The organism is Streptomyces sp. NPDC059740, assembly GCF_042733155.1.
Lineage (GTDB): Bacteria > Actinomycetota > Actinomycetes > Streptomycetales > Streptomycetaceae > Streptomyces.
In genome coordinates, this window is the sequence record NZ_JBHWGP010000003.1 from 20,676 (window position 1) to 41,480 (window position 20,805).

Sequence of the window (20,805 nt, forward strand, 5' to 3'; positions counted from 1 at the left end):
TCCCCCCCTCTGCGGCAACGGGTGCATTTCCGGGGGGGGGGGGCGGTGTGGCGCCGGGTGGGGGGGGCGGCGGGGGTTGGGGGGGCCTCGGGTCTATCCGACCCGCGGCCCTTCTCGTTTCCGGTCCCCTTGCCCGATGTCCTTCCCGCCCCCGTTCTTCTCTCCTGTTTCTCGTCCCCTGTTTCTCGTCCCCTGTTCCTCCCATCCTGTTTCTCTGTCTCGTTCTCCAGTCCCGTTTCTCCTGTTTCGCGCTGCCCCTCCGGTCCCTTTCTCCTCGTTTCCTGCTCGTCGCGGTTTCTTCCGCCTTCCCTCCTCGCGCCTTCCGGAGCCCTTACGTCGGCCCTGCGGCCCGTGCGCCATCCTCGTGGCGGATACGCGGGCGGCGGGGAACCGCGGACAGCTCTGCGGTGGTCCCAGTCCACGGCCGACGTCACGGCCACCGGGCCGCTCCCCCGTCGTGCGGTGGGCCTTAGGATCGCGCCCGTCGGGACCGTTTGACCGCCGGTCGGAGTCCCACGGGAGAACAGGGGAGTCATGAGCGCCTCACACGGTGACCCGAACGCCGACTCCGGCACGTCCGCGGCGGTCGGTTCACGGGCCGAGGCGTCCGGCGCCCCGGACCGGGAGAGCGCGGCGGACGGATACCTGCCGCACCCCTACGTGGGTGGACGCACCGCGGTACTGCGGGCGCTCGCCGCGTGGCGGATGGAGTGGCCGGGCACGCCCCGCGTGATCGCCGTGACCGGGAGCCCCGGCAGCGGGCGCTCGCGCCTGCTGACGGGCTTCCTGATGCTCTGTGACCCCGAGCAGCGGTCCCGGCTGCCCGTCAACCGGATGGACCCGACGACGATCCCGCCCGACATGCCGGCCCCCGTGGTGCCCGAGGTCGTCGGCCGGACCGGTGAGGACCTCCTGTGGTCGATCGCCCGGCGGCTCGGCATGCACGTCTCGCGTCCCGAGCACGTCTTCACGCGGCTGGCGGTGGCGGCCGGGCCGGTGACGATCGTGGTGCCGGACGTGGACCGCGCCGGGCCGGTGCGCGCCGCCGGTGAACCGGAGCGGCTGGTGCGTCAGGTACTGCGCCGGCTGGCCACGACCCGCTCGGTGCGGCTGCTGGCGGAAGTGCCCCGGGACCTGGCCGCAGAGCTGACCTCCGCCCTCCCCGCAGGACAGGCCCAGGTCGTCGACCTCGACGAGGAGCGCTGGGCCGATCCCCGCGCAGTGGTGGACCAGGCGGCCGGTGCCCTCGACCCGGCGCGCGGCGGCCGGTCGTTGCCCTTCGCCGAGGACGCTGCGGCCAGGTCGGCGTTGGCCGAGGCGGTGGCGGCCGGCGCGGGCGGCAGCCGCCTCACCGCCCACCTCACGGTGCGTTCGCTGCTCTTCGGCCCCGAGGACTTCGACCTGGCCGAGGCGCCGAAGCTCCCCGCCTCCCCCGGCGAGGCACTCGACTTCCACGCCCGCCGGCTGGGTACGGACGCCGAGACGCTCCGTCTGCTGCTGGCCCCGCTGGCCTTCGCGGAGGGCGAGGGCCTGCCGGCGCCCTTCTGGGGCCCGCTGGCGCACGTCGTCGCCGAACGGGACCTGGGCAAGGAGTTGTCGAGCGTCACCGCGCTGGCGGCCCCCTTCGTCCAACGCGTCGGCTTCCGCGAGCGTCCTTCGGCCGTCCCCGGGGCGGCGCGGGCCGGCGCCCCGGCCGGTTCCCTGAGCGGGGAAGCCGCCGACGACGGGGACGAGGCGGCGAAGAGTCCTGAGGGGGGCGAGGGGGGTGAAGATTCCGGTGTCGGTGAGGAGGCGACGGCCGGGCGCGCGGTGGGTGAACGGGCGGCGGAGGACCAGGCGGCGGGTGAACCGCTGACGGACGCCGAGGCCGCTGTCCTGACCCCGCCCGGCGCGCTCCCCGAGGGCGGCCTCCCGACCTCCGAACCGGCCGGGGCCACCGTGACGGGCACCGGGGACATGGCGGCCACCGACTCCGCGGCCCGGCCCCGGCGGTTGCTGCGGCTGGTCCACCCCGCCCTGGCCGAGGAGATACGCACCCACCTGCCCGCCTCACGGGAGGCGCAGACCCGGTTGGCCATGGCGTTGCTGAAGTCGGTCCCCCGCCAGGACTGGTCCCGCGCCGACCCGTACGTCTGCGACCACCTGGCCGGTCACACCCTCGATGCCGGCCTGCTGCCGCAACTCCTCACCGATCCCGCGCTGTTCGTGTACGCCGATCCCCATCCGCTGCGTGCCGCCGTGGCCGCGGTGCCCCCGGAGTCGCTGGGCGCCCCGGCCCGTACCTACCTGCGCACGGCCGCGCTCCTCCCCCGCGGCCGGGAGGAGGCCCGCACCCGGGCGGCACTCCTGGAGACGGCGTTCGTGGAGGACGGCCTGCAGCCCTACGCCGAGGCACTGCACGGCCTGGGCCTGGACCTCCCCTGGCGGACCCTCTGGAGCGTCGACGTCTCAGGCGTCACGGCCGTCAGAACCGGTCTGCTCCCCCTCTCGCCCCCGAAGCCGTCGACGGACGCCGGGGAACCACCGGTCCGGCGCCGCGCGCACCGGGGTGGCGGGGCCGCATCGCGGTCGGTGGTTGCCCTCCTGGTGCCGGCAGGCACGCCTGGGGCCCGGCCGCTGACAGCCGTCCGCCTCGACCCGGACGCCGCGGGGGCGTCGGGGGCGTCGGGGGCGTCGGATGCTCCTGGTACCCCGGGTGCGCCTGGTGCGCCTGGTGCCCCTGGTGCCACCGATCCTGGGGCCGGTGTGCAGGCTTCGGGCGCGTCGAGTGGGGCGGGTGCGTCGAGTGGGGCGGGTGCGTCAGGTGACAGGGGGGTACCGGGGGACGAGGGTGCAGCGGGAGATGCGGGCAGCCGGGGCACCCGCTTCCCGGAGACGGCCGACGGTGTCACTCTCGCTGCGGAGCTCTCGGCGGCAGGGCTCTGGGACGGGGTGGAGGGCGTCGCGGTCCTCCTGCAGGGTCTGCACGAGTCCGGCCGGGTGGAGAGCGACCCGGGTGCCGTGCGCCTGCCGACGTCTGCGCTACGCGAGGAAGCGCCGCTGGGCATGCGGTTGGGGAGCGGCGGAGTACGCGTCTGGGACCGGGACTCTCACGAGACGATCGCCGAACTGCCCGCTCAGCCGACGTTCGTCGCAGCCGACCTCTCCTTCGACGGCGTCCTCGTGGTGGCGACCGCCGACAAGGTGAAGGCACTCCAGGTGGGGGAACGATCCTCCACACCGCACGCGCATCGAGCCGCCTCGCACGCACGCTGAGGAAGCGGCATCGAGGAGAGGAGGTTCTCCGGGCGGCGGAGGGAACGCCCGGAGCGGTACGGGGAGGCCGCTCGGAGCGATGGGGAAGTCGCTCGGGGCCGGGGAGACGTCCGGGGCCGGAGAGACGTCAGGGGGCCGGGTGGCCTCTCAGGGCAGCAGTCGGTCGGCGACGACGGCGGCTGCGAGGCCCACCACCAGCAACCAGGTACCCAGGCGCGTGCGGCCCTGCCGGCTCAGTTCGATCACTATGCCGCACAGGATCAGTGCCGCACCGTAGACACCGACCACCAACACCGAGGTGCGGGCGGCGAGCCGCACGACGAGCACCACGGCCATGACCACCATGAGGACACCGCCGGCGCCCATGCGCAGCCGTCGCGCCTGCCGCGGCGTCAACCTCGAGCGGCCTGCGCCACCGTCCACGACCTCCTCGGTGTCGTCCGCCTCACCGAACTCAGCCGGGGTGTGCGGCCCTTGCCCGGCAGCCGTGTCGTTTTCCTCTGCTGTTCCCCGGGCTGCGGACCCGCCGGCCTCCTTGACCGCCTCGGGCTCTCCGGCTTGGGGCTTGGCCTCGGACGCCGTCTTGCACCCCTTCCCGGACCGGCCGCCGACACCGACCTCGGACACGCCGTCGCCCCCGGAAACCTCGTCCGTCGAGGAGTTGGCCTCCGCCACGGGGAGCTCGTCCGCCGCTGCGAGATCGTCCGCAGGGCTCCGGGGCTTCACCACTCGCGCGTCACCGGCGACTTGACCGCTCGCCGTCGTCCGGCTGGGTACCGCGCCGTCCTTCTGCCCGGTCGCCGGCGCATCGGTGTCGGGTTGAGGCGATGCCGGGTGGGGCTGGGGCGGAGCGTCGGGGGCTCCCACTGCGAGGTCTTCCGTGGGTGTCGGCTCCGGGGACCGCCCTTCTTCGCCGACGGTGACCGCCCCGTGCGAGGCGCCCGCCGCTCCACGAGCCGCGGTGTCTGCGGTCGTCGCCGTCCGGGAGGAGTCCTCGCTCCTTGGTGCGTCCATGGCCCGACATGCTAGTGCCCCGGCCGGGGCGACCCTCGCCCGAAGCGGGTTACGAGGGGCTCCGGCTGGCGGTGAAACATCGCCGTCCGGTTATGACCAAAAATCCTCACCATCTCTTTACACGCACCATCTCGGACAGCAAGTCACCTGCCATTGCCTGACGTTGCCCTGATTCGCCCCCATAAACGGCAGGGACAGGAGGGATCAAATGGGACAAGAGTGTCGGTCCTGCCCCGCTCCCGGACCATTTGAACACCCCCCGCCCGCGCTCTAGGTTGTAGCCCCTGACGGGCTGTTCAAGCCGGACGGGCCACACAGGAAGTCCGGCCGACCCGCACATCACGATGAGACCGGACGCGCGGCCGTGAGGGTGACCGCGTCGTCCGACGGCTACCGGGGGACATGTGGCAGGCGGAACCTTCAACGTAGAACCAGACGTACTCCGTAACCAGGGAGACGTCTTCATCGGCCTGGGCAGCGACTTCACCAGTGCCTCCAAGCGGCTCCAGCAGACCCTCGAAGGCCTGAAGGACACCGAGGCCGACGGCGCGACCTGGGGCGAGGCCGACTTCGCGGACCTGTTCATCCAGATCTACGAGCCCATCCGCACGGGCCTCTTCGAGTCCATGGACTCCCTGGGTGAGCGCATCGGGGACATCGGCGACAAGCTGCAGGACATGGCGAAGCAGTACGCCGACGCCGATGACCAGAGCGTCATCCTGATGACCGACGTGCCCCAGCCGACGGTCTGAGGCGCCCGCACAGCGGTCCGCGACGCCTCGGCGGGACCGAAGCGGGACCGAAGCGGGACCGAAGCGAGGCCGGGGACGGTCCAGGTACCGGACATCAACTACCGAGTGTCCGTCCCGTGAGGTCTCTGCCCGGGTGCGGGGTTTCCCGCCCGGCGGTCGCACGTGATGAGAGACCGCGACCACCGTCCCGTACGCGCGTCTTTCCCTCACGCGTCGCACCTTCCGAGGCTCCCATATCCTCCGTTCCCTCTCTGAGAACGGCATCGACCACTTCACGCACGGGGATGAGAACGTGGCGCTGACACTGCCCGAGGAACTCACGTGGGTTCTGGACATTCTGGGCTTCGAATGGCCGAAGGCGGACGAGGACCAGCTCCACGCCTGCGCCCAGGCCTGGCGGGACTTCGCGAACCGGATCGACCAGATGGCACCTCGCGGCTCGTCCGCCGCGGCTGAGGTGACCGGCTCCAACTCCGGCGACGCCATCGACGCCTTCCGCAAGGAGTGGGGCGCCTTCGACGGCAGCGCCGGCGGCTCGGACAACTACTTCCGTGACGCCAAGGCGGCCGCGGAGGTGATCGCCCTCGCCTTCGACGTGGCCGCGGCGGCCATCCTCGCCGCGAAGATCGCTGTCATCGTCCAACTCGTCATGCTCGCCGCCGAGATCATCGCAGCCCAGGCGGAGGCGGTCTTCACCTTCGGACTGTCGGAGATCGGCGGCCTCGCCGCCACAGGACTGACGCGTGCCGCGGTGCGCGAGATCCTCCAAAAGCTGCGGCAGGAGGTGATGCGCGCGGCGACGAAGGCGATGGAACACGCCACGATGGACGCCCTGAAGAAGGTGGCGAAGAAGCTCGTCTCCAAGGAGGCCAGGAAGATGGCCCTCGACTACGGCAAGAAGGTCGTGAAGGAAGAGGTCAAGGAACGCGTCGTCGAGGGCGGCAAGAAGTTCGTGCAGGACGGCGTGGTCGGCGCCGCGAAGGACGAGGCCATCGGCGCCGGTGCGGACATCGCCGGCAACCTCGCCGCGCAGGGCATCGAGAACCACTTCGGTGCCCGTCACGGCATCGACTGGAGCGAGACCGGCGACATCGTCAAGGAGCACGCCGGCAGCTACGTCGACGACGTCAAGAAGGCGGGCAAGGAGTACGTCGACGGCGTCAAGGACCTGGGCGACCCGCAGACCTACGTCGACCACGTGACCAAGGACGCCGACAGCTACGCCAACACCCAGGCCGACCGCGCTCAGGGACACGTCGTCAACCGACTGGACCAGCACACCGGCGGCCACGCCTCCCGCGTGGTCAACGCCCTCGGAGACCAGGGAGAACCCGCACAGGAGGGCGAACCCGCACAGGGCGGCGGCTTCAGCGCCTACGAAGAGGCGAAGGCCGTCTTCGGGTGAGGGTGTCGCGAGGCGGTGCCTGACTGGAGGTGCCGACGGAGACCGAGACGAGGGCCGCGACCGCCTACCGGTCGCGGCCTCCGCCCCGTCGCAGGGCCCATCAGATGCAACGGCGCCTACGACGCCAACGCCTGGGCTGAGAGGCGGCCCTCACCGCCGCTCCCCCTGCCCGAAGATGGTCCGGGAACGGCTGTGGCCCGCAACCGGTTGGTTGCGGGCCACAGCCGTTCTTCCCGTGCCCAGCAGCGAGCCGTGCGTCTCCGGCTACTGCGGGGGCGCCGGGGGATAGTTCGGCGCGCTGGACGGCGGCTGGTACTGCGGCGGCATCTGCGGCTGGTAACCACCGGGCTGCTGACCGGGCGGAGGAGCGTAACCACCGGGGACGCCACCACCGGGGCCACCCCAACCCCCACCGGGCCCGCCACCGGGGGGCGGCCCGTTGCGACGGTTCTTGCGCTTGACCGACACGATGATGAGGACGATCACCAGGAGGACGATGACGACCACACCGACGATGATGCTGATGACGAGACCACTGCTGGAGCTGTCAGAGCTCAGGTTGGGCGCGGTGGTTCCACCGTCATCCTTGGCACCTGGGGACGAGGACGACTTCCCGGAAGCCTGGGAAAGCGGCGGGAAGGGGCCGTCCTTGGGGCCAGCGGGGACGTCCTTCGTGAGGGCGCTGTACGGGCGCATGATCCCGTACCCGTAATGGGGATCGGGAAGCTTGAGGTCCTTCTTGTCGCTGGGCATCGTCGTCGTCTTGATCAGACGGTTGGCGATCTGCCCGGCGGTCAGGTCGGGGAACTTCGAGCGAAGGAGCGCGGCCGCACCGGAGACGTAGGCGGCGGCGTCGGAGGTGCCGTTGGCTAGATGGTAACCATTGCCCGGGCTAGCTGACCGGATGTTGACACCGGGTGCAATGATTTTCACATTTGACGCATAGTTGGAGTACTTCCACACGTGCAGATTGTCGTCTACAGCCCCCACCGCGAGCACACCAGACGCCGACGCGGGATACCCGAGATGATCGACCCCGCTATTCCCTGCGGCAGCGACGACAAGCACGTCATGTTCTCTCGCGTACCGCACCGCGGACTTCTCTGCCGCAGAATAAGCAGCTTCACCAAAAGACATGTTGACCACTTGTGCATGGTGGTCAACCGCGTACCTCAGGGCTGGCCCCCAGTCCTGATCAACGCCAACAGGAAGGATCTTCGCGTCGGGCGCGATTCCCATAACCCCCTGCGAGGCATTCGGCCCGTGCCCATGGCCAGCGATCAACGAGGCCATAGCAGTACCGTGTTCCGCCCCTTTAACGGCAACGTCACCTCTGCCTCCTCCCGAGAGGAAGCTCGTACCTTGAAGAACGTTTCCTTTTAGATCGTTATGTTGACCGTCTACCGGGTCATCAATCACTGCAACGGTGACATTTTTCCCAGTTGACACTTTCCATACGTCTTGAGCTCCGAAGGCCTCCAGCGGCCACTGATCATTTCTGACTTGGTCTGCCGAGGCAACAGGGGCAGCGCCCAGCAAGAGGGCTCCCACCAACACCGCTCCGCTCGCCGCTCTTAGCGATCGCACGAACGCCATGCCCTTCACATCTCCTTCGCACGTTAGGGCCCGCTGCCGAAGCAACGGGCCCTAAGCGACGTCAGCCGGCTGCTGTCCGACTGCCCTACTCGATGACCGGGGGAGCAATATTGCGCTCCGGTGTCCAGGTCTCTTCATCCTCGATCAGGTAGTCGGGACGTTCACCTTCATGTCCCTTACCCTCACCCTTGGCACCGTGCGCGCCGTGGGCACCACCCATCATGCCAGTTGGACGGCGACCAGCCGAGCCACTACCCGCTGGCGTCGAGCCGCCTCGACTGCGATGCAAGCCAGAGCCCCCCTGCGAGCCTCCAGTCCCAGTGCCGCTCTTAGCGCCAGGGTTGGCGATGACACCTCCCTTTTGCCGTGCCAGTGGACTGCCACCACCAGCCCCTCCGGCTCCAGCGCCCCCCTTGCCAGCACCGTGCATGCCTCCCATACCGGGCATGCCCATCCGACCTGTGCTGCCGCGCCCAGCGCCTGTCGCGCTCGGGCTACCGGTGCCGGTCGTGCCCGTCTTGGGCACGCCTGTACCGCCCTTGTAGCTTCCAGTTCCACTGATCCCGCCCTTGGGGGCACCGGATCCGCCAAGCCCCTTAATCGCACTTCCGCCCAAGCCGGGGCCAGGTACGTTCGGGATGCCGCCACCGCCACCGGTGTTGCCCCTACCGCCAGGAATGTTGAGGCCACCCCCACCGCCTCCGGGCGGGTTGGCGATGGAGGGAGTGGTTTTGCCGGGGTCACCGAGACCGTCCAAGCCGGTGTGAACAGTGGGAGTACCAGGCTTCACGCTTCCTGTGCCACCGCTGATCCCGGGAGTCGTCACTGTGGGAATCTTGGGCGCGGTGGGCATCTTCGCATTACCGCCAGCGCTCCCCCCGCCCTTGGTAGGCAAGCGCAAGCTACCGCTTCCCCCGCCACCGAAACCGCCACCACCCATCGGTGGCGTCATAATGTCGGTGCCACCGCCATTACTTCCGTCGCCGTTGCCGTTGCCGTCGGGGAGGCGGTCTTCTCGCCTGTTGCTACCCGGCACCTTCAATGCGGCCGCTTTGGCCACATACGTAGTACCGAGTTCCTGCATATGTACCGCGGCCTCAAGTCGCTTTTGCTGATGCCCCGACAGGTTGTCGCGGTTGGCGTCAAGCAGAGCTTGCGTGTCAGCCCCCGTCGCCAAGGCTGCGTTTAGATCGTCATCGTCGATCTGACCGAAAGTCCAAACGTCGTCACTCCAGTTCCAACCATCGTCGACCGGCGTCACCTGCCCCATCTTCTTCGAGAGAGTATCGGCGACTTCATGCATCGTCTTAGCCGTGTGCTCTGCGTAGGGCGCACCGTCATCAATGTTTTTGACGATCTCGGTGGCCTTCTCCTTGAAGCGGTCCGCCGAGTCGCCGTGCCAGGACTCCAGAACTTTGTTGACGGCGTTTTGAAACTGCTCCTTAATGCCACCCGCCCCGACCAGATTCTGGTGCAACGTGGTCCAGTGGTTCGCCACGGTGTGCACCGCGCCCGGGTCGGCCCCGTCGAGCATGCCCTTCAACTCATCGAGGCTGTGAGCGTTGAAGCGCGTGGTGTAGCGGTAGTAGCCGTCCCCACCGCCGGCGTCAGTCGTCATGCTGTCCCCCTCTTCCATTCATTCTGCAGTTACCCGCCGCCACTCAATTACTTCATGGAGTTGTTGTGCTCGGCCTCGGTGTAAGCCTCGTGCGTCTTCTTCGACTTCTTTCCAAAGTCGTCGATCATCTTCTCGATCTGCGCCAAAATCTTGTCTTCGATGTACGACTTCATCTCGCCATGAGACTCATGCAGTCGATCCCGCTCGCTGAACCCGGTCCCCAAGTGGCTGGGCGACATGTAGGTGTTGTTCTTCGCCTTGCCCTTGGTGTCGCCCATGTCCTTGAGCACCTGGTTCAGGTTGCGCACAACCTCGTCGAGGGCGTCCAGGTCGACGCCGTACTCTTTCCCCGCCATGTCAGGCCTCCCCGTGGGTGGTGATCCCGTTCTTGCGGCGCCAGTCGCGCAGTGCGATGGAGCCGCCCACGACGGCGGCCACCAACAACAGTGTGCCGCCCAAGATGTAGATTGCGTACCTGGTTTGCCGCTGCTCCGCGGACTCACCCAGGGTGATGGCCACCGGTCTGACGTGTGCGCCGGCGGCCGCGGTGTTCTTGTCGGGCACCGGAGCGGCGGTGGGCTTCCTGAAGTCGTTGACGGCCTTGACCGGGTCGACGACGCCCCAGCCGATGTTGTCGTCCCGGCCCAGGCGGACCCGATCCGCCGTCTGCTCCAGGTGCCAGATGATCTCTTGCGGAGTCCACCTGCTGCCGGCGGCCTTCGCCTTGGACGCCACCAGGGCCGCAGCACCGGCGGCGTACGGCGCTGCGAACGAAGTGCCCTGGTCAACGCAGTTACCGCCGTCCGGGACGTCGGAGACCATGTTGACGCCGGGAGCGGCGAGGTCGACGAAGTCGCCCGCCTGCGAGAACGGGGCGCGCTCGTTGTTACGGTCGGAGGCGGCCACGGCCAGGACGTTCTTGTTCTCGAAGGCTGCGGGGTAGGTCTTACGGACCTTGCCGTCGGCACCGTCGTTACCCGCCGAGGCGACGATGAGGATGTTCGCCGCATCAGCCCTGGTGACAGCGGCGGCGAGGTCGCCGAGCTTCGTCACGGAGTCCTCGGTGCCCTGCGAGATGTTGATGATGTCCACATGCTGCTTCACGGCGTAGTCGATGGCCGTGGCGAGCCGGGCCGCCGTACCGCCCTTCTCGTCGGAGGCGGTCTGCAGGGCGAGGACCGTCGACTCGGGCGCGAGCCCGTAGAACCCGGAGGCCTTCATCTGCCGTGCCGCGATGATTCCCGCGACCTTCGTGCCGTGACCGACCTCGTCCTGCCTCGCGTCGCCTCCCACGAAGGACTTGCTGCCTGAGATGGCCGGCTTGATCTGCTGGTTGGCGGCGTCCACGCCAGTGTCGATGACCGCGACCTTGACGCCCTGCCCCTTGTTGCCGTCCGCCCACATCTGGTCGGTCAGCAGACGCTGGAGTGACCAGGGGACCTCCTTGACCCAGGGGCCCCCGAACTTGCAGTCACCGGTGTCCAGCGGCACGGTGCCGGCAGACGCCGGGACCGTGGGAAGGCAGGCCATACCGGTGGCGCACACCACCGTGACCAGCGCACCGGCCACCCTGCGACGGTGCCTCGTTCGAGGAGGGGTGCTGCGAGGTGCCACGGTGGTGTGCTCTTCCTGTGCGAGGGCAGAGGGGAATGGGGCGGCGCGGCCCGCTGCCCTTGGAGGTACAGAGGTACAGCGGGTCAGAGAGGACTCACGCGTGAGGGCGAGCGCACTGGTGCAGCGCGCTCGCCCTTTTCACTACTGTGCGAGCCTGGCGGCTGCTCAGCCGTTGTGAGTCCGTGCCGTTGAGGCGACGGATCAGCTCCAGAGACCGGAGTTCTTGTGCTCAGTGGCCTGGTAGTTCTGGGCCGCGGAGTCGAGGGCCTTGGCGATGGCCTCCAGCGTCTGGTGGAGCGACGCCGCACGCTGGTCCCACTCACGCTGGCGGGCCTGGTAGCCCTCCTGCGCCGAACCTTCCCAGGAGGCGGCGATCTTCTTGACGCCGGCCTCGAGGTCGTCGAGCTGGCTCTGGATGTTGTTGGCCGTTCCGCGCACGTCGGAGGCGGCCTGCGAGATCGTCGAGAAATTGACGAGGATCTGGCCGGACATGGTGTCTCCTCGAGGAGTTGATGAAGTCTGGTCGAGTCAGCGCCGTTCGGTCCGGCCCATGGGGTGAGCCGGCTCGGCCGCCGCTACGAGCGGGCCGCTGCCGCGGCCGGCCCCCTCATCCGAACGGCGATGCCTGGGAGGTGACCTGGTGGATCGACTGCATCTGCTCTTCCTCGGAAGCGCTGTAGTTCTGCGTGGTCTGGTCGATCGCTTCCTTGATCTCGCTGAGCAGCTGGTTGAGGCGGGTGGCGTCCTCGTTCACCTGCGACTGCAGCTGGTTGTACGAGGAGGCCGCCTGGCCCTTCCAGCCGCTCGTGATCGTGTCGACCACGGTCTGCAGACGCTGGATCTCACCCTGAATGCTCTGATTAACCGAGTCGATACGGCCGCTGAATGCGACCATCTCCTCCTCGGTGGTAGTGAACTGCTGACCAGCCATAGTCAACGTCCCCCATGAGACTTGTGTGTAACCGCGTGGCGCTGGTAGGGCGGCCGGCGGCGGCGTCTTCGGTGAAGCCTGTCGCTACCTTAACCATTCCCCACGTCCGCCCCCAACAGCGGGCCACGGATTGTGACGGGATCACAACATGCCGACTGGCGTGCTGCGTTGGCCGTTCGGGAAGAGAACGGCGACGACCGATTCTATCGGGGTGCATCGGCGGACGCGAAGGTTCCTCTTGGGGGGAATTGCCACCATTCCACCCGCCAGTGGCGTGCGGATCCGTGAGGGTGTGGTGGAGATTCCTGCCGCTGCTCGGTCCCGCACCGGACCGAAACGGCGGAGGGCCGGACGACTGGCGTCCGGCCCTCCGCCCCGATGGCGAGGGAGGACCCCTCAACCGATGTGCGGCAGCGTACCGGCGGTCAGGAGGACTGCGTCTTCCTGGCGCTGGTCTGGTCGAGGGCCGGCCCCTTGGGCAGAAGGTCCGACCAGGCCTTCGAGATGTTCGCGGGGTGCGTGACGTTCTTGTAGCCGAGCCGGACCTGTGCCTGGTTCTGCTCCTGCTTGTCGCTGCCCGCCTTGTCCTGGCTGTCGTTGTTCACCGGCACCGAGTAGCGCAGGCCGGTGTCCGTGACGAGCCAGAGCGAGCCGCCGCCCTTGTCGTTGCCCTGCGTCTCGCGGTACAGCAGTCCTTCGCCCGGCGTCACGTAGGTCGACTCGCCGTCGGGGATGTCGGCCGGGTACTCGTCGCCGGTCCACGTCGTCATCATCGGGACCGAACCGGAGCTGCTGCCCAGCAGCTTGCCCACGTCGGTGCCGAACTTCTGGTCCTTGCCGCTGTAGACGGCGCAGGACACCTGCCCCTTGGATTCGCCGTAGGCCTGCGTCCTGGTCTTGTTCGCGATGCTGACGACACTGCTCGGCCAGGGCATGGTGATGTCGCCCTGGTACTTCTCGAGGAAGTCCTTGTTGTCCTTCGTCCCGACCCCCGGCACCGTGGGGACGCTGTCGGCGGTGACCTCCTTGGCCTCCATCGGCTTGCTGCTGTTGGTGACCGCGCGGCCGTTGGGTCCATCCTCCAGGAGCTTGGCGACGAAGGCGGTGGTGGTGTAGGCCCCGTCCTTCATCATCACGTAGTACTCACCGTTGGAGACCAGGACCTGGCCGATCTTGGAGTTGGCGGCCTCGAGCTTGCCCGGGTTGTCGCTGGGCTGACCTGCGCCCGGGATCACCGGCAGGTAGATCGAGACCGGGCTCTTGTTGACCGTCTTCATCCAGTCGTCGGTCACCTGCTGCGGGTCGGCCTGGCCGAAGAGGACACTGCGCAGGGTGTCCACGGACTTCTCGTCGACGTCGCCACCGGCGGCAGCCTGGCGGGCGCTCGCGGCGTCCCCCGTCAGCTGCATGGCGATGCCCGTGCTGTCCACGATCCAGTACCTGCCTTCGGGGTCCTGGACGTACAGCACCTGGTTGCTGTCGACCTTCCCGTCCCCCTCGACCTTCTTCTTGTCGTTCCCCCCGAGCACGAAGACCGCCTGCTGCGGCGCGCTGTTGGTCCCGCTGCCCGGTCGGTCGCACACGGCCCAGCTCTTGGGCGTCTTCGCCTGGTCCGCGGTGGGGAGGCGGTCGGGGGCGTAGGGGATGCCGACGGCGGGGCCGTGCGGCAGCTTGCCGTCGAGCTCGGACTCCTTGACCTGGACCACCTGGTACTTGTCCGGGTCGAGGAGGAGCTTGGCGGAGGCCAGGTTGAGGACGGGGTGGAGCAGCTTCGTCTTCTTGCCGTCCTTCTCCCCGTCGTCCAGCACCACGTACCGGGTCGTCGAGTCACTGCCGACCAGGACGTTGCCGCCGACCTCGTCCCACCCCTGCGGCGCGACCGGCTTGAGGATGCCGCAGGCGCCGAAGCCGACCATGACCAGCGCGCCGACGACGACGCTGGGAAGGATGGTGCGGAGCGGACGCGGCACGCTCTCTATCGACCCGTTCGGCAGCGGCTTCAGGAACGCGGCGGTCGTCCGTTTCCGCGCGAACGAATACGCGTTCAGCTCGTCCCGACGTGATGCCATTGTCGCTTTCTCTCCCCGCTGTTGGATCTCGACCGTGGACCGCCCCCGGGCACTACCGGCGTCGGGCCCTCTACTATGCCGTGTGTCGATCGACCCGTACCGTACGGGTGCCACCTTCCGCCGCACCAGCTCCGCACCCCGCACCGGGGTTGTGGAGATTCGGTGGGGAATTCGGTGCGGTGAGGCCCGATATCAGCAGAGGAGCAGGCCGGGGGATGTCCAACGCCACCAGGGCTCGACGCCGCAACGGGCGGCACCAGCAGCAACGACCGCCGGTGGGCGGAGGATACGCGGGCGGGCAGGGTCCGGGCGGCGCTCCCGGGCCCGGTGACGCCGGGCGACAGGCACCCTCGGGCCCCACCGTGCCCAGGCTGCGCACACAGGCCGGCAGCATCGGCGGAATCCGGGTGCAGCAACTGGCGCTCATCGAGGTCGCAGTCGCGCTGGCGCTGCTGGGTGGTGCCTTCTTCAAGGCCGTCGGTCTCGTGGTGGGCGCGGTCATCGGCATCGTTCTGGTCTTCTTCGCCCTCGGCCGTCGCCGGCGGGTGCCGCTGGCGGAGTGGATGACGACCGTCCGGGAGATGAAGCGCCGGGGCAAGCGCACCGGCGGGGCACGGGCGCTCGCCGCCGACCCGGCCCTCGCCCCCATCGTGGAGTGCGAGCCGGCGCTGCGCACGCACCACTACACGGGCAACGACGGGCGCGCCGTCGGCTTCGTGGGCGACGGCACCTTCATGACCGCGATCGTGCAGGTCGACGCGCGGGACGAGCCGCTGCGCCCGCACCGCGGCAGCCGCCCGCTGCCGCTGAACCTGCTGCACACCGCGCTGGACATCGAGGACATCCACCTGGAGTCCGTCCAGTTCGTGCAGTACTCCCAGCCCGCTCCGGCACCGCACCTGCCCGAACAGGCCATCGCGGCGCGCAGTTACGCGCCGCTGCAGGCGCAGGCGCAGACTCCGGCGGTCCAGCTCACCTGGATCGCGCTCAAGCTCGACCCGGAGCTCTGCTCGGAGGCCATCGAGGCGCGTGGCGGCGGTCTGGGCGGTGCGCAGCGGTCGCTGCTGCGCGCGGCGGACCAGCTCGTCAGCCGGCTGGACGCCCAGGGGCTGCGGGCCCGGGTGCTGGAGGAGCGCGAGGTCGTGGCGGCGCTGGGCACCGCGGTCTGCGCCAGCCCGCGGGCCGCGAGCGTGGCGATGGGCCGGGAGGGCCGGGCCGCGCGGCGCACCCAGGAGACGATCCGCGCGATGCGGTGTGACGACCGCTGGCACTCCACCTACTGGATCAGCAAGTGGCCGCAGCTGGGCAACGGCGGCGCGCCGCTGGGCGGCATCACGCAGATGCTGACGAGCACCCCGGCCATGGCGAGCACGTTCTCGCTGACCGCGACGCACAGCGGTGGCCGCAACCCCGCCATCACCGGGTACGTACGGGTGTCGACCCGAAGTGAGAACGAACTGAACGCGGCGCACGCCGAGTTGTCACGCCGGTCGGGCGGGCTCAAGCTGGACCTGGTGCGCCTGGACCGCGAGCAGCTCCCCGGTCTGCTGGCCACGCTCCCCCTCGGAGGTACCCGCTGATGGCCACCCCCACCTACCAGCCGCGCAGCAGCGGCAACAGCTGGCGCAGCGCGCCCGCCCCCGTCGCCGGCGGGGTGCAGCGCCCCTCGCACCAGCCCCGTCCCGACGAGCGGCCCGCCGAACCGGAGGGGCCGCGCCCGGAGCCGGGGTACGGGCTGCGGGGGCCCCGGCGCCACCCGCACGTCCTGCCGCCCGAGTCCCTGCCCTCGCTGGGTCTCTCCGTCGGTGACGACGGTGTGGTCATCGGGATCGACCCGCAGAGCCAGCCGGCGGTGCTGAGCCTGCTGCGTCCGAGGCCGTTCGAGGTGGTCCTGGTCGGCAGCATGTGGATGGCGCAGGTGCTGGCGCTGCGCACGGTCGCCACCGGGGCGCGCGTCGCCGTGGAGACGGCCCGGCCGCCGGCCTGGGGGCAGATGGCGCAGTCCGCGGGCGGCGGTCAGCAGTGCGTGACGGTGCACGACGTGCGCCAGATCGCGCCGCAGGGCCCGTCGGTCTCCAGCCCGGTGCTGGTGGTCCGCGACTGCGGCGCCCGGCCGCCCCGCAACCAGCTGGCCCCCAGCCCCTGGCAGTCGGTGCTGACCCTGCTGCCCTTCCTCGGGCCGCGCTCCCCGCAGATGCTGGGCCGCGCCGACCTCGTCGGCCTGCAGCGGTTGTCGCCGGAGGAGGCCGAGGTCGTCACCCGTGTGCTGCGGCTGCCGCAGCAGGTGGGCCAGGTGCTGCCGACACTGTCGGACAACGCCATGCTCTGGTGCACCAGCGACAACCACCAGTTCGTGATGACGACGCCGACGGACGCCGAGACGCAACTGCTCGGCGGGCCGCGACGGATGGACTGACCCTCCGCCCTCCCGGCCTCGGCCCCGGTGCCGCCGCGTCTGGCGCCGGGGCCGCGTCGTGTCCGGTCCGCCCACGGAGGCGGACGGGGGCGGGGGACGCGGGGTGTGGTGCCTTGTCGCGTGAGGGTTGCGGGTGGACCCGTGTGACGGTTCTCGCAGGGGTGTGCGGCGCGGGTCCGCGTCCGGCTCCCGGCCTGCGGCGAACGGCGCGAGCCGGGTTGCCGGGCGGGGACGGCCGTCGCAGCGAGGGGCCTGGTCCGGCCGCATGAGGTGCGGCGGACCGGTGTATTCTCCTCACCCGCCGTCAACGTCGCGCCACAGCCGACCGGGCGGTCTCCGCGACCGTTTCATCCCTTTCGGGCTGCCGCCCTCCGCGTCCGCTCCGGGAGGGGGCCGGAACGGCGGGGCATCGGCTGCCGTTGGTCGCCATCTCTTGATTAGGCTGTAGTAAGAGCTGAACGGGAGCACACGCGACTGCTGCCGATACGGGGAATGGAGACGGTAGGTGTTGGCGCGACACGAGGCGGTGTGTTCCGACATCCGATGGATCCGCCTGTTTCCGGTCATGCCGTTCAGGTGCGTTTCACTACACCAGGAGGCACAGTGAACGAGCAGGGCGCATTCCACCCGGACGACGAGCAGGACGACGAGGCGTCGGAGTTCGACCTCACGGGCGAATTCAAGATCGACTTCGCGGCGCCCGCCTGGTACGCGGACCAGAGCGGTTCTGCCGCACCGGCCCCGGCACCCACCCCGCCGCCGGCCCCGACACCGCAGTCGCCGCCCTCCCAGGCCCCACCGCAGGGGCCACCGGTGGCGGCGCCACCCGGCCCGGAGGCCGCCCAGGCCGCCGCGCCCGGCTTCCCGATGCTGCGGCCTGAGGGCCAGGAGCAGGGGCAGGGCGCCCCGGCTGCCGCCCCTGCGGCACCAACCCCTCAGGAGGCGCCTGCCGCCGAGGGGCCGCGCGTGCGCGCGGGGAACGACGACCCCACCGCAGGGCTGTGGGACGACGACGAGTCGCCGGCCGCGGCCCCCGCGGAGGTGCCCGCGCAGCAGCCCCCCGCCGCCCAGGGCACGCCCGCTCAGGGAGCGCCTGCCCAGGGCGCTGAGGCGGCCGGTGGCCAGCCGGCAGCCGCCGCGGCCGAGGCGCCGCCGCAGGGCGCCCCGGTGGCGGGTCCCACCCCGCCGCAGCAGGGCACGCCCTGGGCTGCGCAGGGGGGCGAGGCGGCCGCCGGTGGAGCAGTGCCTCCGCTGCCGCCGGAGTACCAGGCCGCCGACCCGCAGCAGGCCGCACAGCAGGTTGCCCAACAGGCTGTACAGCAGGGGCAGATGCCCGCTCAGGGCGTCCCCCAGCAGGCCGTCCCTCAGCAGGGCGCCCCCCAGCAGGGCTTCCCCGGACAGCCCGGACCGCAGCAGCAGCCGCAACAACCCCAGCAGCCCCAGCAGCAGATGCCGCACTCCGGCTACGCCCAGCCCCAGCCCCAGCAGCAGGGCCAGGTGGCGGCTCAGTCCGGCTACGGCTATCCGCAGCAGGGGGGCTACGGCTACCCGCAGCAGGCCGGCCCGGCCGTTCCGCAGGGTCAGCCCGCCTACGGCTACCCGCAGGTGCAGGGGCCCCAGCAGCAGGGGTACCCGCCGCAGCAGGCCCAGCAGTACCCCCAGCAGCCGAACCAGCAGTACCCCCAGCAGCAGGCGCCCCAGCAGCAGGCCCCGCAACAGCAGGTGCCGCAGCAGCAGATGCCGCAGCAGGGTCAGCCCCAGCAGCCGGTGGACCCGCGGGTCGCCAACTACTCCTACGCCCCCGGCCAGCAGCAGCGTGCGGCGCCGGGTGCGCCGTTGGGCTTCAACGCCTCGGTCGAGCTGACCTCCGAGCGGCTGCTGCGCAAGGAGCCCAAGAAGCGCAAGCCGGGTGCCAACGCCCAGCCCTCACGGCTGAAGTTCGGCGCGAAGAAGGAGGAGCAGGAGCGGCAGCAGAAGCTCCAGCTCATCCGCACGCCGGTGATGTCCTGCTACCGCATCGCGGTGATCAGCCTGAAGGGCGGCGTCGGCAAGACGACCACCACGACCTCCCTCGGCGCGACGCTCGCGCTGGAGCGGCAGGACAAGATCCTCGCGATCGACGCCAACCCCGACGCGGGCACCCTGGGCCGACGGGTCCGCCGTGAGACGGGGGCGACCATCCGCGACCTGGTGCAGAACATCCCGCACCTGCACAGCTACATGGACATCCGCCGGTTCACCTCGCAGGCGCCGTCCGGGCTGGAGATCCTCGCCAACGACGTGGACCCGGCCGTCTCCACCACGTTCAACGACGAGGACTACCGCCGCGCCATCGACGTGCTGGGCCGGCAGTACCCGATCATCCTCACCGACTCCGGCACGGGCCTGCTGTACAGCGCCATGCGCGGCGTCCTGGACCTCGCCGACCAGCTCATCATCATCTCCACGCCCTCGGTGGACGGTGCCAGCAGCGCCAGCACCACGCTGGACTGGCTCTCGGCGCACGGTTACGCGGACCTGGTGCAGCGCAGCATCACCGTCATCTCCGGGGTGCGGGAGACGGGCAAGATGATCCGCGTCGAGGACATCGTGGCCCACTTCGAGACGAGGTGCCGCGGCGTGGTCGTGGTGCCCTTCGACGAGCACCTGGCCGCCGGCGCAGAGGTCGACCTGGACATGATGCGGCCCAAGACCCGGGAGGCGTACTTCAACCTCTCGGCGATGGTGGCCGAGGACTTCCCCAGGACGCAGCAGGGCCAGGGCGGGTGGGTCGACCCCAACCAGCAGATGATGCCGCAGGGCCAGCAGTACCCGGGGCAGGAGGCACCGCAGCAGCCGCAGCAGGGCTACCCGCAGCAGGGCCAGCCCGCCGTCCCGCCGCAGCAGGGCGGCTGGACCCAGCAGGGGGCGCCGCAGCAGCCGCCTGCCACCTGGCAGCAGCCCGCACCGGACGCACCGGCCCAGCCCGGTCCGCCGCCGGGATGGCAGCAGGGGCCGCCGCCGCAGTGAGCCGGCGGCACGGCCGGAGTGCCGGGTGGAGAGACGACGGGCCGAGGGCCCCGGTGTGCAGCAGCGCGCCGGGGCCCTCGGCCCGTCGCGGTCCCGGCCCCTCGGTCACCTGCGCCGGCCGGCAACCGGCCCGGGCGGACCCGACGGCTGAGCGGTCGACGGCAGTGGGCTGCACTGCGCCGGGCTGAGCGGTGCGGCCCTGCACGGGCGTGAGCCGACGATCGGGCACGGCGCCACCCGGCCCGACGGCGCTACGCTGACGCCGTGCCAGAGCCGAGACGAGGACATCCAGGGCTGAGGAGCGACCGCCTCCTGCTGCGGGAGTGGCGGGAGAGCGATCTCGCTCCCCTGGCGGCCCTGAACGCCGACCCCGTGGTCCGCCGGTACTTCCCCGACGTCCTCACCCGCGAGCGCAGCGACGCCGCCGCGCACCGCTGGCAGGCGGACATCGAGCGCCGGGGCTGGGGATGGTGGGCGCTGGAGGCCGTCGCCACCGGGGAGTTCATCGGGGTGGCCGGGCTGGCCCCGGCGCAGGACACCCCGTTCACCGGCGTGGAGACGGGCTGGCGCCTCGCGCGGTCCGCATGGGGGAACGGGTACGCGACCGAAGCCGCCCTGGCCGCCGTGGAGTTCGGCTTCACCACCCTGGGGCTGCCCGAGATCCTGGCGGTGACCACCGCCACCAACCTGCGGTCCCGGGCGGTGATGCGCCGCATCGGCATGACGCACGACCCGGCCGACGACTTCCAGGACCTGAGCGTGGCCCCGGGGCCGCTGCGGCACTGCGTGACCTACCGGCTGGGCCGGGGCGAAGGCTGAACCCCGCGCGCACCCGCACCCGCCGCTAAGGGGTCCTTGCCATATGAGCGTCCGATGAGGTCGCGTGGTCTGGTGCCGTGCATCGCAAGGCGCCGGAGAGTTCTCGTAGCGGAGCTACCAGGGCTTTTCGGCAACGCCGCGAGGTGCGGTGCCCAGACCACGCGGCCCGGGCGGGCATATTGCAAGGACCCCTAAGCGCCCGGGGTCCCTGCCGGCGGCGTGCCGCCCGCGCAAGCCCCGAATACAGGGTGGTCGTCCGCAGATCCCGTGGAGGGCGGACAGCGAGGGAAACGGAAAAGGAGGACTA

General features: G+C 70.3%; 15 protein-coding genes. 7 read left to right on the forward strand and 8 right to left on the reverse strand.

Annotation, left to right across the window (positions count from 1 at the left end):
- Positions 1 to 534 precede the first annotated feature (534 nt).
- The gene (locus tag ACFV3R_RS04800) at positions 535 to 3,255 is read left to right on the forward strand and encodes a hypothetical protein (protein ID WP_385575563.1); all 2,721 of its coding nucleotides are present in this window, start codon (positions 535 to 537) and stop codon (positions 3,253 to 3,255) included.
- A 147-nt stretch (positions 3,256 to 3,402) separates the two neighbouring features.
- Here ACFV3R_RS04800 and ACFV3R_RS04805 read toward each other — a convergent pair whose 3' ends face one another.
- Complete coding sequence (locus tag ACFV3R_RS04805; RefSeq protein WP_385575566.1) at positions 3,403 to 3,930, reverse strand: hypothetical protein; 528 nt, start codon at positions 3,928 to 3,930, stop codon at positions 3,403 to 3,405.
- A 743-nt stretch (positions 3,931 to 4,673) separates the two neighbouring features.
- Between ACFV3R_RS04805 and ACFV3R_RS04810 the strand changes: the two genes are divergently transcribed.
- Entirely contained in the window at positions 4,674 to 5,021 is a 348-nt protein-coding gene (locus ACFV3R_RS04810) for a WXG100 family type VII secretion target (protein WP_385575569.1), read from the forward strand.
- A 292-nt stretch (positions 5,022 to 5,313) separates the two neighbouring features.
- Positions 5,314 to 6,426: a PE-PGRS family protein gene (locus ACFV3R_RS04815; protein WP_385575572.1), complete on the forward strand. Its 1,113-nt coding sequence runs from the start codon at positions 5,314 to 5,316 to the stop codon at positions 6,424 to 6,426.
- 264 nt (positions 6,427 to 6,690) lie between these two features.
- Here ACFV3R_RS04815 and ACFV3R_RS04820 read toward each other — a convergent pair whose 3' ends face one another.
- From ACFV3R_RS04820 to eccB, 7 genes are all read right to left on the reverse strand, one after another.
- On the reverse strand, positions 6,691 to 8,022 hold the full coding sequence (locus ACFV3R_RS04820; RefSeq protein ID WP_385575575.1) for a S8 family serine peptidase: 1,332 nt from the start codon (positions 8,020 to 8,022) through the stop codon (positions 6,691 to 6,693).
- An 85-nt stretch (positions 8,023 to 8,107) separates the two neighbouring features.
- Positions 8,108 to 9,640 (reverse strand): WXG100 family type VII secretion target, encoded by a 1,533-nt coding sequence (locus tag ACFV3R_RS04825; RefSeq protein WP_385575578.1) that lies wholly within the window; start codon positions 9,638 to 9,640, stop codon positions 8,108 to 8,110.
- 47 nt (positions 9,641 to 9,687) lie between these two features.
- Positions 9,688 to 9,996, reverse strand: a complete 309-nt coding sequence (locus ACFV3R_RS04830; RefSeq protein WP_385575581.1) for a hypothetical protein — start codon at positions 9,994 to 9,996, stop codon at positions 9,688 to 9,690.
- 1 nt (position 9,997) lies between these two features.
- Positions 9,998 to 11,209: a S8 family serine peptidase gene (locus tag ACFV3R_RS04835; RefSeq protein ID WP_385575584.1), complete on the reverse strand. Its 1,212-nt coding sequence runs from the start codon at positions 11,207 to 11,209 to the stop codon at positions 9,998 to 10,000.
- A 246-nt stretch (positions 11,210 to 11,455) separates the two neighbouring features.
- Positions 11,456 to 11,746, reverse strand: coding sequence for a WXG100 family type VII secretion target (locus ACFV3R_RS04840; protein ID WP_385575587.1), 291 nt, complete (start codon positions 11,744 to 11,746; stop codon positions 11,456 to 11,458).
- A 115-nt stretch (positions 11,747 to 11,861) separates the two neighbouring features.
- Complete coding sequence (locus ACFV3R_RS04845) at positions 11,862 to 12,185, reverse strand: WXG100 family type VII secretion target (protein ID WP_385575590.1); 324 nt, start codon at positions 12,183 to 12,185, stop codon at positions 11,862 to 11,864.
- A 425-nt stretch (positions 12,186 to 12,610) separates the two neighbouring features.
- Positions 12,611 to 14,254 carry a type VII secretion protein EccB gene (gene eccB, locus ACFV3R_RS04850; protein WP_385575592.1) on the reverse strand — a complete coding sequence of 548 codons (1,644 nt, stop codon included), beginning with the start codon at positions 14,252 to 14,254 and terminating at the stop codon, positions 12,611 to 12,613.
- A gap of 215 nt (positions 14,255 to 14,469) precedes the next feature.
- Between eccB and eccE the strand changes: the two genes are divergently transcribed.
- The 4 genes from eccE to ACFV3R_RS04870 all read left to right on the forward strand — a co-directional run bounded on the left by eccE (position 14,470) and on the right by ACFV3R_RS04870 (position 20,498).
- The gene (gene eccE, locus ACFV3R_RS04855) at positions 14,470 to 15,834 is read left to right on the forward strand and encodes a type VII secretion protein EccE (RefSeq protein WP_385575595.1); all 1,365 of its coding nucleotides are present in this window, start codon (positions 14,470 to 14,472) and stop codon (positions 15,832 to 15,834) included.
- Complete coding sequence (locus ACFV3R_RS04860) at positions 15,834 to 16,670, forward strand: hypothetical protein (RefSeq protein ID WP_385575598.1); 837 nt, start codon at positions 15,834 to 15,836, stop codon at positions 16,668 to 16,670. Before eccE ends, ACFV3R_RS04860 begins: the two co-directional genes overlap by 1 nt.
- 603 nt (positions 16,671 to 17,273) lie before the next feature.
- Positions 17,274 to 19,679, forward strand: coding sequence for an SCO5717 family growth-regulating ATPase (locus tag ACFV3R_RS04865; protein WP_385575601.1), 2,406 nt, complete (start codon positions 17,274 to 17,276; stop codon positions 19,677 to 19,679).
- Positions 19,680 to 19,943: 264 nt separating this feature from the next.
- Positions 19,944 to 20,498, forward strand: a complete 555-nt coding sequence (locus ACFV3R_RS04870; protein ID WP_385575604.1) for a GNAT family N-acetyltransferase — start codon at positions 19,944 to 19,946, stop codon at positions 20,496 to 20,498.
- Positions 20,499 to 20,805 lie beyond the last annotated feature (307 nt).